Source organism: Petrachloros mirabilis (genome assembly GCF_975968855.1).
In genome coordinates this window covers 1-12330 of the sequence record NZ_CDLUDY010000263.1, presented here as the reverse complement: position 1 = coordinate 12330, position 12330 = coordinate 1, and the positions used below count along the sequence as shown (strand labels likewise).

Genomic DNA, 12330 nt, shown 5'->3' with positions numbered 1-12330 from the left:
GATCGAGCTGGACGGGACCAAAACAAAAGGGAAACTCGGGGCCAATGCGATTCTCGGCGTGTCACTGGCCGTGGCAAGGGCCGCGGCGAACGAGACGGGGCAGCCACTCTATCGCTACCTCGGCGGAACAAATGCGCGAGTTTTGCCGGTGCCGCTGATGAACATCATCAACGGCGGCGCTCATGCAGACAATAGATTGGATCTTCAAGAATTCATGATCGTTCCGGTGGGGGCGAGTCAGTTCAGTGAAGCGGTGCGGATGGCGACAGAAGTCTTTCACACATTGAAAGCGATTTTGAAGAAGAATGGGTTGAGCACAGCGGTAGGCGACGAGGGAGGCTTTGCGCCGGATCTGCAATCGAACGAGGAGGCACTTACGCTCATCACGCAGGCGATCGAAGAAGCCGGCTATAAGCCGGGGCAAGATGTCGCCCTCGCCTTGGACTGTGCGGCGAGCGAACTGTACGACAAGAACCGCTATGTGCTGGAGGCGGAGAAAAACCGGGAACGGTCCTCCGAGGAGATGATCAGCTACTACGCGAAACTCTTGGACCGCTACCCAATCCTGTCAATCGAAGACGGGCTGAGCGAAGTCGATTGGAAAGGCTGGAAGATGCTGACGGAAAAGTTGGGGAAGCGTGTCCAATTGGTCGGCGACGATATTTTCGTGACCAACGTGGAGATTTTTGCAAAAGGTATTCGCGAAGGCATTGGCAATTCGATTCTCATCAAGCTCAACCAGATTGGAACCCTAACCGAAACGTTGGAAGCGATCGAATTGGCAAAGCGATCGGGCTATACGGCGATTATTTCGCATCGTTCTGGTGAGACAGAGGATACGACCATAGCGGATGTAGCGGTTGCAACAAACAGCGGGCTGATCAAGACCGGGTCGCTGTCTCGGACAGATCGCGTTGCAAAGTACAACCAACTGCTCAGGATCGAAGAAGAATTGGGCTCTGCGGCAGTCTACCGCGGGCGAGATGCGATGCCGGGTAGAAGTTAGTCGGTTGATAGGAAGCGCATGATTATCAAGCAAAATCGCGGGCGTGAGTGGTTGGACTGGCGCCGTCGAATGATTACCGGAGCACAGTATGTCGGGGCCGGTGCCTGTGTCCTGTTGCTTCTGGCGCTCTGTTTCGGGGAGATGGGGTTGCCGCGGTATTTTTCGATGCGTGATCACGCAGGTCAGCTAGAGGTTGAAATCCATGAACTGCAGCGAGCGACGAGAGCGCTGCGCAACGATATCGATCACTTGGAACACGATCCGGCCAAGATTGAGAAGTTAGCCAGGGAACGGCTCGGATACGTTCGTAAAGGCGAAACCGTCTATCAATTGGTTCCTGACGCATCTCAGCAGCGGCCCTAGGCGTGCCACAATGAAATTCGGAACAGTTGCGATAATTGGGCGATCCAATGTCGGCAAGTCGACGTTGCTGAATCGATTGCTGAAAGAAAAAATTGCAATCGTTTCGGAAAAGCCACAGACAACCAGAACAAGAATTCTGGGTGTGGTCCATGTTCCCGGTGCGCAGATCGCATTGCTGGACACACCGGGAATTCACAAGCCTGAACATTTACTCAACCGCCGAATGGTCCGCACGACGGTGGAGACGCTGGAAGAAGCGGATCTCTTGTTCGTGCTTATGGATGCGACGAGCTTGCCCGGACCAGGCGATTTGATGGTGCTGGATTATGTGAAAACGGCAAGTCATAAACGTCCCAGACCGGTCTTCCTCGTCTTGAACAAGATAGATTTGGTGAACAAGCTCAAGCTGCTGCCGGTGATCGAGGCCTATGCAAAGCTTTATCCCTGGACGGAAGTGGTGCCGGTGTCGGCGCAAACAGGGGACAATATTGACCGGTTGCTGGAGGTGACGGTTTCGTACCTCACGGAGGGGGATGCTGCATATGACGAGGAGACGATCACAGATCAATCGCTGCGGACCTTGGCAGCGGAGATGATTCGGGAAAAACTCCTCCGTCAGACGCACGAGGAAGTGCCTTATGCCATTGCTGTAGAGATCGACCAGTTCATCGAGGAAGGGAGGCTGGCTCGTGTCAGCGCGTCGGTTTTGGTCGAGCGGGAATCACATAAGGCAATCGTGATCGGGAAACATGGCGAACGATTAAAATCTGTGGGCACCGAAGCGCGGCTTGATATGGAGAAGGTCTTCGGAATGAAAGTGTTTCTCCAGCTGTGGGTGAAGGTACGGGAAGCCTGGCGTGAAGACGAGCATGCGCTGATTGAATTGGGGTACTGACGGATCGAATATGCAGCAGACTGACAAAACGACAGAAACGCGTCAGGTAGAGTCAAAGCCACGCCTGGTTGATAAAGATCTGTTGCGTGACGCGTTGCGCGATCAGGCCGATCGTGGTCAGACGAAGTCCGACATTGTGCTGGTGTCGGTGCAACGGTTGTTGCGTCGCGGAGCGATAACTAACCTCGCGAAGATGCTTGGCCGAATGCATCCGGCGGACGTGGCCAAAGTCATTACCCATCTCTCTTCTCCGAAAGAAAAACGAGAAGTGTTCGAATTAGTCCGCGGGGAATCCAAGCGCGGGCAGGTACTCAGCGAACTCGATACCGACAGTATCATGCAAGTGCTTGCCGACCTCCTGCAATCTGATATCGCCTGGTTGATCAAAGACTTGGCGCCGGACGACGTGGCGTACATTCTCGGAGTCCTCCCAGAAGAACGTGCGAAGGAAATTCTTTCGCTCATGCGCACAGAGGACTCGTCGGAAGTCGCGGATCTGCTGAAGTATCCCAAGGATACGGCAGGCGGGATCATGACGACGGAATTCTTCGCGATGTCGGAGGAGGCGACGGCTCAAGATGCCATTCGGCGCCTGCAGGAGGCGACGGATGCCGAGATGGTGTTTTACATTTACGTGACAGATAAAGACGATCATTTAGTCGGTGTCCTCTCTCTTCGCCAGCTCTTAACGGTCCCTCCGGCGACCCCGCTTAAGAACATCGCCACGCGCGACGTTATCAGTGTCTCAGTCGATATGGACCAGGAAGAAGTGGCGCGGCAGGTGGCCAGCTATAACCTGCTAGCGATTCCCGTCGTGGATAAGGACGGAGTGTTGGCGGGGATCATCACGGTGGACGACGTAGTGGATGTGATCCGGGAGGAAGCGACCGAAGACATGTTGAAGATGGCCGGCGCTGTGGAAGAAGAGGCGGTAACGAGATCGTCGAGTCTTGCCGCGGCAAAGGTCCGGTTGCCTTGGCTCTTTACCAATCTTGTGGGCAGTCTGCTGTCCGGTGCAATTCTGTGGGAGTTCCGGTACACGATTCAGGAAGTCGTGGCGATAGTCAGTTTTATTCCGGTTATTGCGGCTATGGGAGGAAACGTCGGCCTGCAGTCGTCAACACTCATTATTCGGGGGTTGGCGACAGGGCATGTGGAATTGACGGACGTCCGAAGCGTGTTCTTTCGGGAGATAAAGATCGGGTTGCTGATGGGTATCGCCTGCGGTCTCATCTTGTCCTTAGTTGGGTGGATTTGGCACCAAGGTTTTCTTGGGGTCGTCGTGGGCGCGTCGCTCATTACCGCGTTTCTCGTGTCGACAAGTATGGCGACGTTCATGCCGATTGTGTTGAAACGATTGGGAGTTGATCCGGCCGTTGCAGCAGGACCATTCGTCACCACGGCCAACGACATCACCGGTATCACCATTTACCTGACGCTTGCCACGATCTTCATGGATTACCTTCGATAGTCAGATGGGCTGGTACAGGTTCCGATCGCTCGATTCATTGACTTAGAGGTCTTTCCGATATGCCGCTCGTTAAAACCACTGCAATTACGTTGAAGAGTCGCAAGTGGGGTGATGCTGATCGAATCGTTACCTTCTATACCAAGCATATAGGCAAAATCCGCGCGGTGGCGAGAGGTGCACGCAGGCTCAAGAGTCGGATGGGGGCGGCGCTCGAACCGCTGACGATTTGTGAATTGAACCTTTTTGAAAAATCCGGTGATTCGCTCTACCGCGTCTCACAAGTGGATTTGATCGAACCGTTCGTACGCTTCCGAGAAGACTTAACGCTGATGGCGGCAGCGGCGAGGATGGTCAATGTGGTGGGTGCCATCACACCGGACGGCGATCCGGATCCGCCGCTGTTCGACACGCTTGAGCAAGGCTTGCGCTCATTGGTGACGAGCAACGATCCGGCCCTGACGGCATTACTGTTTCAGATCCGGTTGTTGGGCCTGACGGGATTTCGGCCACAGACCGACCATTGTTCAGCCTGCGACAGGACGAGAATGATTCAGGTTCCCCAGTTTTCCCCCGCGTCCGGAGGGTTGGTCTGCCCAACCTGTGCCGCCCGTCAGAGGATTCCTTGTCTGCCGCTATCGCGGGGGAGTTTGGCATTTCTCCGGCAAGCCCTGCGCCTGGCGCCGGCGATGATGACGCGGCTGAAGGCGGTTGGCCAAGTTCGATATGAAGTAGAGGATGCCATTGAGAGATATGTGACGGTGGTGGCTGGACGGCGAATCCCTCCGGTAGACTTTTTAGCCCAACCACTGTAATGAGCGGTGTTCGAGTCAGTTGATTGAAAGACATCACAATGGGAGAAACTGTAGTTGAACCGAAAGACATGTCGTGGCTCGAGAAGGGCGTGTTGGGAATTGAATGGAGCGACGGGCATCACGCAGTCTATCCAGTGCGCCATCTTAGATTGCACTGTCCCTGCGCAGCCTGCGTTGACGAATGGACTGGCGAACGGAGATTGAAGCCGGATGATGTGCCGATGTTGATCATGCTACAGGATATCGAGTCGGTGGGGCGGTATGCGTTCCAATTTAAATGGAGTGACGGCCACGATACGGGCATCTATTCCTACAGCCTTTTGCGGCGGCTTTGTCAGTGTAACGAATGTCAGCCAGTTAAGCCCACGGAACCCAAAAGCCGGAGACTCTTATGAGGTTTGCGGATGGTTCTTGGTGGAGGGCAAAGATTAGGGTGCTGGGGAAATCTGCCGAGAAGCTGGCGTTGAGCAGCTGTCTGTTAACGTTGGTACTGTTTTCAGGTTGTTTTGGGATGCCTTCCCTAATTGAGCAGGAAGAATACATTCGGGCCAATGATCTGGTGTTGAGAAAGCTCGAGCCTAGAGCGTTTGTCCGTGTCTGGGGGGAGCCGACGTATCAGCGGATGGAATTCATGCCATTTTTTGGGATGAAAGACGGGACGCTCGTTCCCCGCTCTCGAGTTGAAATCGGCGAATCTCCTCCAGGGTGGGTGGCCGGAGTCGACGCCGGGGAGGCCCTCTCTCTTATCTATCCCGAAAAAGGGTGGTTGGTGGTATTTCTGGATGAAGTCCTTGTTTATCGGGAGGCTCTATCCGCTGACGAACTTCACGAGCTCGGGCGCAGTTGGGCCCATGAAGAGAAGTTTCGGACGAGACTCGATAGCCTGCCGATTCATTAACGCAAGACGGTCTCACGGCTTTGGTGAATCCTTCGCGTAGTCTCAATCTTCTCATTGCCGCTTCAGAAGCGATCCCCTATGCCAAAACAGGCGGATTAGCCGATGTAACCGGGGCTCTGCCTCAGGAACTGGTGAGGCTTGGGCATGACGTGATTCTGCTTTTGCCGGGGTATAGGTCGATCAACGACTCTGGAAGATCCTTTCACCAACTCGACGTCCTACCCGTTCCGACTGCACAGGGAATTGTCAATGCGAGCATAGAAGAAGATATCGTTCCAGTGAGGGGATGTTCGAAAGGACTTCGAGTCTGGGCGATTCGGTTTGATCAATATTTTGACCGAGCTGGTTTCTATCAAGAAAAGGGGAAAGATTATCCCGATAATCTTGAGCGATTTGCATTTTTTTCTCGCGCGGTTATTGAAATTGCTGCCTATCTTTGGCGTAGACAACGGTGGAAGACCGATATCCTTCATCTGCACGACTGGCAAACTTCCCTCTGTACTGTGTATCTGAAAACCACCGACCAAGATCGACCCGAGCTGGAACACATTAAGACGGTACTGACGCTCCACAACATGGGGTATCAGGGACTCTTTCCAGGGAGCGAGTTTCACAAGACAGGATTACCCCCTTCTCTATTCGGGATTGGAGGACTTGAATATTATGGTTCTTTGAATCTGCTCAAAGGGGGAATCGTGTTCAGCGATTTCCTCACAACTGTCAGTCCAACGTATGCCAAGGAAATTCTCACGAGGGAAGGCGGGTGCGGGCTTGACGGCGTCCTCCGAAATCGGCAGGTGGACTTGCAAGGTATCTTGAATGGGATCGATATTGAAGTTTGGAATCCTGAAACGGACAAGTTTCTGTCCGCAACATACAGCGTGAGCGATCGAACCGGGAAGGCTGTCTGTAAGAAGGCCTTGCAACGCGAGTTCCGGTTGCCGGAAGTCACAGTCCCGGTAATAGCGGCGATTGGACGGATGACATCGCAGAAGGGCTTCGATCTGATGGAAGCCGTGATCCCGCAACTGATGAGACTCGATGTGCAACTAGTCATGCTGGGTATAGGCGACCCATCCTATGAAGAGCGGTTTCGAACTCTTCAGATGCGCTATAGAGACGGTTTTGGTCTCCATATTGGATTCGACGAAGGGCTTGCCCATCGAATCGAAGGGGGGGCTGATATGCTCGTAATGCCGTCTCGGTATGAACCTTGCGGACTGAGCCAGTTGTACAGCCTACGGTACGGAACTGTTCCAATCGTCAGAAAGACCGGCGGGTTGGCGGATACCGTAGTACCTTTCGACCTACAAAAGGCTGATGCAGGCTCTGCAACGGGATTTTTCATCGATGAGCATACGGCCGAATCGTTATTAACGAGTTTAGGCTGTGCTTTAGAGGTATTTCAGGATGCAGGTCAATGGAATAGACTCGTCGAAACGGGCATGATTTCTGACATGTCGTGGGCACGGTCTGCCACAGCCTACGATGAGCTCTTTGCATCGTTGGAGGGAATGTAATCGGAGGGCAAATACAAGGCCGTTTTGAGTTCAGGTGGGGTGTTTTTTTAAAGGAAGTGCGTAAATACTCGTCTCAATAAAGACACTGAACAATAAGTGATAGTGTGAACATCCTCGGAATCTCAGCGTATTACCACGACAGCGCTGCGTGTCTCGTGCGAGATGGCGAGATTATCGCGGCAGCGCAGGAGGAACGCTTCACCCGGAAGAAGCATGATCCCGGATTCCCTCATCGCGCTGTCGAATATTGTCTTGCTGAGGGAGGGATTGGTATTCAGGATCTGAAATACATTGTCTTCTACGATAAGCCGCTCATCAAGTTCGAACGATTGTTGGAAACTTATATCGGATTCGCACCGAAGGGCATTCAGTCTTTTCTCGCGGCGATGCCAGTCTGGCTCAAGGAAAAATTGTTGTTGAGGAACCTGTTGCGGGAAGAAGTGCTCTCCTGTGCTCCTGGGCTTGAGAAATCCAGGCTCCCGCTGTTTCTCTTCGGTGAGCATCATGAGTCGCATGCGGCCTCAGCCTTCTTCCCCTCGCCGTATCAAAAAGCTGCAGTGTTGTGCATGGATGGGGTGGGTGAATGGGCGACAACATCAGCGTGGTTGGGGGAGGACAACACTCTGAATCCATTGTGGGAAAATCCGTTCCCCCATTCGGTCGGGCTGTTGTACTCGGCATTTACATACTATACGGGGTTCAAGGTCAATTCTGGGGAGTACAAAGTGATGGGCTTGGCCCCCTACGGCGAGCCGAAATACGTTAAAGCGATCTACGATCATCTCCTTGACCTCAAGCCGGACGGCACATTCCGAATGAACATGGACTACTTTAATTACTGTACCGGTTTGACAATGACCAGTCGGAAGTTTGACGACATTTTTGGCGGACCGCCTCGAAAGCCTGAGTCGAAAATCGGGCAACGTGAGATGGACCTGGCCCGATCCGTACAGGAAGTCACCGAAGAGGTTATGTTGAGACTCTCTCGCACGATGCACCGTGAAACGGGAATGGAGTACTTATGCTTGGCCGGCGGCGTTGCACTTAATTGCGTCGGGAACGGGCGTATCTTGAGAGAGGGGCCGTTCAAAGGAATTTGGATACAGCCGGCGGCTGGCGACGCTGGGGGAGCTGTGGGGGCTGCCTTGAGTGCGTGGTATCAATATGAAAATCAACCACGGACCGCTGATGATCTGAAGGATAGGATGCAAGGCAGCTATCTTGGGCCGCGGCATTCGAATGAGGATGTAGAACGTCGATTGAAGGCTCTAGGGGCAGTGTATCAGCGCGTAGAAGACCCGCAGGTATTTGACAATGTGGCTGAAGAGTTAGCTGAGGGAAAAGTCGTGGGATGGCTTCAGGGCCGGATGGAATTTGGGCCGCGGTCGCTCGGCGGGCGGAGCATCTTGGGAGATGCACGAAACACCAAGATGCAGTCGGTGATGAACCTGAAGATCAAGTACCGTGAATCATTCAGGCCGTTTGCACCTTCTGTACTCAGGGAGCGGGTATCGGATTATTTCCAGATGCAGTGCGATAGTCCGTATATGCTGCTCGTCGCACCGGTTATAGAGAAGAGGCGGCTTCCCTTCGACTCCAAGAAAAACGGGCTATGGGGGATTGATCTGTTGAATGTCCCCCGTTCTGACGTCCCTGCCATCACGCATATCGACTACTCGGCGAGAGTGCAAACGGTTCATGCAGAGACGAATCCCCGCTATCACAAGCTTCTGAAAGCCTTCGAGGACAAGACCGGGTGTGCCGTGTTGGTCAATACGTCGTTCAACGTGAGAGGAGAACCAATAGTCTGTACACCTGAGGATGCATATAAGTGTTTCATGCGAACGGAAATGGATGTGTTAGTGCTGGAAAATTATGTTCTGAGGAAGGAAGACCAGAAACCTTTGGAAAGCGATTCTGATTGGAAAGGGGAATTCGAATTAGACTGAAGTGAAGGGAGAAATGATTGGATAAGATGGCGAGCACCAAAGAGCTAAGAAGTTTTGGGCTTTTGGTCGGAGGATTGTTCTCAGTTATCGGTCTATGGCCGGCAGTGGTTCATGGAGATGACTTTCGGGCATGGGCTGTTATCTTAGGGGGGCTGCTAATGGCTGGTGGCGGCATTCACCCGCGGCTACTGGCTCCTATTCACAAAGGGTGGATGAGAGTGGGGCACGTGCTTGGGTGGGTCAATACGAGAATCTTGCTGGGCGTGGTGTTCTATGGTCTGGTGACTCCGATCGGGGTGGTTTTACGGATGATGGGGAAAAATACCATGCAACAAGCATTCGTTGATGGGGAAAGCACGTATCGTGTGGTTCGTCCGTCACGCCCACCATCACACATGAAGAATCAGTTCTGAAATCGTAAAAATGGAGAGGTGTATATGGCCGATTTCCTGCTAGAACTATGGGCTTTTATGAAAGAAAGAAAGAAGTTTTGGCTACTGCCGATCATAACGGTGTTGCTCTTGCTGGGAACCCTGATTGTGCTGACGCAAGGGTCGGCCGTGGCTCCTTTTGTGTACACATTGTTTTGAGACAGAGGGGGATAAGAATAGTAAGAACGCTTGGTTAGGAAGTTCTTGATTATTGAGATTACTGAAGAGAAGGCACGTCTATGAAGGTGGAAGGAGTATTGAGTGAGACTTGAATATTTGATTGGTTGATCGCGGAAAGGATAGCTTTAGCTTGTACGGTGTAAAAGAGGTATTCAGATTTTGGATGATAGTTAAGAATCGGCTCAAGCACTTCTCGTGCATTATCGAAACGGTTTACCTCAGCGGCTGCTTGACCAGCGCGGAGTGAGCAAGCCGCAGACATCGCCTTCACATCGACGGCAAAGCGAGCAGAGGGTGATGACACAAGTTGACCAAGTTTGCCTGGCAATGGAAGTACGAACGTCTTGGTGGAAGCAGTTCGCGCGGTGGCGTTGCTTAGAACAACTGCATCGTCGATGAGTTCCTGGACATCCTCAGACTTCTGACAATGTGAATAGGTGTTCCATAGGCTCATGAAACTTGCATTGTCGCTCCCTGATGATCGTAGTGATTGGCTGGATTGGCAGCCAACAACTAAGAATGTCATCACTGAGAGCAATGGTAGATAGATATTCCGCATGGTACCGCTTGGCTCTGCAAGCAGTGGGCCTGATGCAGATTTCATAACTTATGAATAAAAAAGATAAAAATAGCAGGCCATGCTGTGTCTAATAGTGCCCACTATTGTATTTTTACGACAAGGCTTGTGGGGAAAAGCTAGGAATTAAAGATTTGGACGAGGATGCCTGTTCTGGTGGTGGCGTTGGTTTTTCGCATAATGTGCTTGATGTGTTCTTTTACTGTCTGTTCAGTAATCTCAAGCGCGTTCGCAATTTCCTTGTTGGTCCAGCCTTTCGCTAAGTGTTCAACAACTGCTTGCTCACGGTTTGTAAGCTGAAACTTTTCCTTAGCCTGATCCGTATTTAACTGCTGGCGGCGGCCTAGTTCCTCTAGGGTGACCACTAGTCTGGCAAATTGGACTCCCCCCCGGTCAGGAAGACCGAACCCCCTTAGCAAAACGGGTTGTTCTGGATTTCCAGCAACTCGTTTGATCTCAAATTGTTCCCAGTCTTTTGCTTCAGTGCGAACGTGCAGAGCCTTCACAATTTCTCCGCACAGCTCTGTTAGGGCTGCAGGAAGCACGCCGTGCACGGTTTTTGCCCCTCCTCCGCTATGATCTGCTGCATTGATTTGCTTTGCAAGGTCAGAGGCTTGGCGATTCATGTGGAGTAGCTGCATTGATGCAGAAAGGACAACGATTCCTGGACCAGAACGTTGGTCGGCAATGGTTTCAGAAGGATCCAGAGGCGAGATAGGATCACTCATAGGGCGTATGATGCTCGCAACTTATTGGTTTATGTAAAGACTTGTGGATACTCTAAGGTGTTTTGCTAAAGTAAGCAATACAAACAGCAGTTTTAGAAATGTACCTAACACTTTCGAGGGAGTCAACACCCACCTTTCGAGCAAAAGGTATACATGCTTGGTATTGCTCGTACTGTCTGGGCTCAATTATATACTTTACGTACTTCGCACTGAAGAAGGTGCGTTTATGGATTTATGGATTAAGGTTGCTGCTGATACAAAAAGGTGAGTGATATGAGAGTGTCCAATTGAACAAAGCCAGAGGTGGTAAAACATTGCACGCAGCCAAAGGGGGAAACCGTGACGCATACAGCGCATACAGAATGGGAATGGCCGATTGAAGGGGGTGTGCAGAAGCACAACGAGCGAGTCGCTTTGTTGCGTCCCATCCCGTACGAGATGACAAATCAAATAGATGGTGAGGGTGAGCCTGTTAAGAGTGGGAAGGCACTCTCATTGAATATCAGCAGCGGTGGCATGCTCGTGATAATGGATCTTGCTCCAAGAGTGCAGCAAGTCATGAAGGTGCTTGTGCCGACTCCGACGAATCTTGCCGGAACGCCGACATTGGCGGAGGTAAGGTGGACAAGAAAACTGCCCTTAGGGAGCCCCAATGGCGGGGCCCATTTCGTCGGGTTGAAATTTCTCTTTTAGTAAGCTGATGATTTTGGTTGATCAAAGTGCGGCTGAAGATATCGTGTAAGGTTAGGTTCTGGGGGGTTCGGGGAGTCATCGATCAAGGTCACTTCTGTTCTATTGTGAAACCCTTGATAAAAAGGAATTGGATACAATGAAGGCCGTAATCCTTGCAGGAGGTATGGGCACTCGTCTCTCGGAGGAGACTCATCTTCGACCGAAGCCTATGGTTGAAATAGGTGGAAAGCCGATCTTGTGGCATATCATGAAGATCTATGCTGCACATGGTGTAAAAGAGTTCATAATCGCCCTTGGATACAAAGGAGAAATGATCAAAGAGTATTTCCTGAACTTCTATGCCTTCAATAAGGATATCTCGGTAGATCTGGGCAGCGGAAAAACAACCATCCATAACGGGAAAAAGCACGAAGATTGGAAAGTCCACCTCGTGGATACTGGACTTCACACTCAAACTGGGGGACGTCTGAAACGACTCAGAAAATGGCTTGAACAAGACGAAACCTTCCTGTTCACCTATGGTGATGGAGTTGCTGATGTCGACATCGAAGCCACTGTTAAGTTTCATAAGGCCCATGGAAAAATAGCTACGGTCACTTCTGTGCTACCTCCAGCGAGGTTTGGGCGGCTTGTATTCGATCATGATCATATCGTGGACTTTAAAGAAAAGCCGCATGGGGAAGAAGGTTGGATCAACGGCGGTTTCTACGTCCTTCAGCGTGAGGCAATTGACTACATTGATGGAGATGAAACAGCGTGGGAGCGGGATCCAATAAAGCGACTTACAAGAGATCACCAATTTATGGG

Annotated in this window: 15 protein-coding genes; 13 read left to right on the top strand and 2 right to left on the bottom strand. The window is 51.7% G+C overall.

Translation table 11 applies throughout. From position 1 onward, the window contains the following. The 11 genes from eno to ACWVCN_RS11105 all read left to right on the top strand — a co-directional run. Positions 1-1006: phosphopyruvate hydratase (gene eno / locus ACWVCN_RS11155; protein ID WP_455245784.1), on the top strand; the 1006-nt coding region annotated here is incomplete at its 5' end. 18 nt (positions 1007-1024) lie between these two features. Further along, on the top strand, positions 1025-1369 hold the full coding sequence (locus ACWVCN_RS11150) for an FtsB family cell division protein (protein ID WP_455245783.1): 345 nt from the start codon (positions 1025-1027) through the stop codon (positions 1367-1369). A gap of 10 nt (positions 1370-1379) precedes the next feature. Further along, a complete protein-coding gene (era, locus tag ACWVCN_RS11145; protein WP_455245781.1) occupies positions 1380-2264 on the top strand; it encodes a GTPase Era in 885 nt (294 codons plus the stop codon). Between the two features lie 10 nt (positions 2265-2274). Next, positions 2275-3735: a magnesium transporter gene (mgtE, locus tag ACWVCN_RS11140; protein ID WP_455245780.1), complete on the top strand. Its 1461-nt coding sequence runs from the start codon at positions 2275-2277 to the stop codon at positions 3733-3735. Between the two features lie 59 nt (positions 3736-3794). Next, a complete protein-coding gene (gene recO / locus ACWVCN_RS11135) occupies positions 3795-4547 on the top strand; it encodes a DNA repair protein RecO (RefSeq protein WP_455245779.1) in 753 nt (250 codons plus the stop codon). A 38-nt stretch (positions 4548-4585) separates the two neighbouring features. After that, positions 4586-4942, top strand: a complete 357-nt coding sequence (locus ACWVCN_RS11130) for a gamma-butyrobetaine hydroxylase-like domain-containing protein (RefSeq protein ID WP_455245778.1) — start codon at positions 4586-4588, stop codon at positions 4940-4942. Then, positions 4939-5445, top strand: coding sequence for a hypothetical protein (locus ACWVCN_RS11125; RefSeq protein WP_455245777.1), 507 nt, complete (start codon positions 4939-4941; stop codon positions 5443-5445). Before ACWVCN_RS11130 ends, ACWVCN_RS11125 begins: the two co-directional genes overlap by 4 nt. 23 nt (positions 5446-5468) lie before the next feature. Beyond that, positions 5469-6965: a glycogen synthase GlgA gene (gene glgA / locus ACWVCN_RS11120; protein ID WP_455245776.1), complete on the top strand. Its 1497-nt coding sequence runs from the start codon at positions 5469-5471 to the stop codon at positions 6963-6965. Between the two features lie 104 nt (positions 6966-7069). After that, a complete protein-coding gene (locus ACWVCN_RS11115) occupies positions 7070-8914 on the top strand; it encodes a carbamoyltransferase family protein (protein ID WP_455245775.1) in 1845 nt (614 codons plus the stop codon). 26 nt (positions 8915-8940) lie between these two features. Then, positions 8941-9327 carry an SxtJ family membrane protein gene (locus ACWVCN_RS11110; RefSeq protein WP_455245774.1) on the top strand — a complete coding sequence of 129 codons (387 nt, stop codon included), beginning with the start codon at positions 8941-8943 and terminating at the stop codon, positions 9325-9327. A gap of 24 nt (positions 9328-9351) precedes the next feature. Beyond that, the gene (locus ACWVCN_RS11105) at positions 9352-9504 is read left to right on the top strand and encodes a DUF5989 family protein (protein ID WP_455245772.1); all 153 of its coding nucleotides are present in this window, start codon (positions 9352-9354) and stop codon (positions 9502-9504) included. A gap of 58 nt (positions 9505-9562) precedes the next feature. Here ACWVCN_RS11105 and ACWVCN_RS11100 read toward each other — a convergent pair whose 3' ends face one another. Together ACWVCN_RS11100 and ACWVCN_RS11095 are read right to left on the bottom strand one after the other, a co-directional pair. Continuing rightward, positions 9563-9979 carry a hypothetical protein gene (locus ACWVCN_RS11100; protein WP_455245771.1) on the bottom strand — a complete coding sequence of 139 codons (417 nt, stop codon included), beginning with the start codon at positions 9977-9979 and terminating at the stop codon, positions 9563-9565. A gap of 242 nt (positions 9980-10221) precedes the next feature. Continuing rightward, on the bottom strand, positions 10222-10830 hold the full coding sequence (locus ACWVCN_RS11095) for a response regulator transcription factor (RefSeq protein ID WP_455245769.1): 609 nt from the start codon (positions 10828-10830) through the stop codon (positions 10222-10224). Positions 10831-11169: 339 nt separating this feature from the next. Here ACWVCN_RS11095 and ACWVCN_RS11090 point away from each other — a divergent pair, with 339 nt between their 5' ends. After that, complete coding sequence (locus ACWVCN_RS11090) at positions 11170-11523, top strand: PilZ domain-containing protein (protein ID WP_455245768.1); 354 nt, start codon at positions 11170-11172, stop codon at positions 11521-11523. A gap of 136 nt (positions 11524-11659) precedes the next feature. After that, the coding region (gene rfbF / locus ACWVCN_RS11085; RefSeq protein ID WP_455245766.1) for a glucose-1-phosphate cytidylyltransferase at positions 11660-12330 on the top strand (671 nt) is incomplete at its 3' end.

What these genes read in the sequence shown, in the direction of transcription:
- ACWVCN_RS11150 (WP_455245783.1), top strand. Translation starts at nt 1,025, where the DNA reads ATGATTATCAAGCAAAATCGCGGGCGTGAGTGGTTGGACTGGCGCCGT.
- era (WP_455245781.1), top strand. Translation starts at nt 1,380, where the DNA reads ATGAAATTCGGAACAGTTGCGATAATTGGGCGATCCAATGTCGGCAAG.
- mgtE (WP_455245780.1), top strand. Translation starts at nt 2,275, where the DNA reads ATGCAGCAGACTGACAAAACGACAGAAACGCGTCAGGTAGAGTCAAAG.
- recO (WP_455245779.1), top strand. Translation starts at nt 3,795, where the DNA reads ATGCCGCTCGTTAAAACCACTGCAATTACGTTGAAGAGTCGCAAGTGG.
- ACWVCN_RS11130 (WP_455245778.1), top strand. Translation starts at nt 4,586, where the DNA reads ATGGGAGAAACTGTAGTTGAACCGAAAGACATGTCGTGGCTCGAGAAG.
- ACWVCN_RS11125 (WP_455245777.1), top strand. Translation starts at nt 4,939, where the DNA reads ATGAGGTTTGCGGATGGTTCTTGGTGGAGGGCAAAGATTAGGGTGCTG.
- ACWVCN_RS11110 (WP_455245774.1), top strand. Translation starts at nt 8,941, where the DNA reads ATGGCGAGCACCAAAGAGCTAAGAAGTTTTGGGCTTTTGGTCGGAGGA.
- ACWVCN_RS11105 (WP_455245772.1), top strand. Translation starts at nt 9,352, where the DNA reads ATGGCCGATTTCCTGCTAGAACTATGGGCTTTTATGAAAGAAAGAAAG.
- ACWVCN_RS11100 (WP_455245771.1), bottom strand. Translation starts at nt 9,979, where the DNA reads ATGAGCCTATGGAACACCTATTCACATTGTCAGAAGTCTGAGGATGTC.
- ACWVCN_RS11095 (WP_455245769.1), bottom strand. Translation starts at nt 10,830, where the DNA reads ATGAGTGATCCTATCTCGCCTCTGGATCCTTCTGAAACCATTGCCGAC.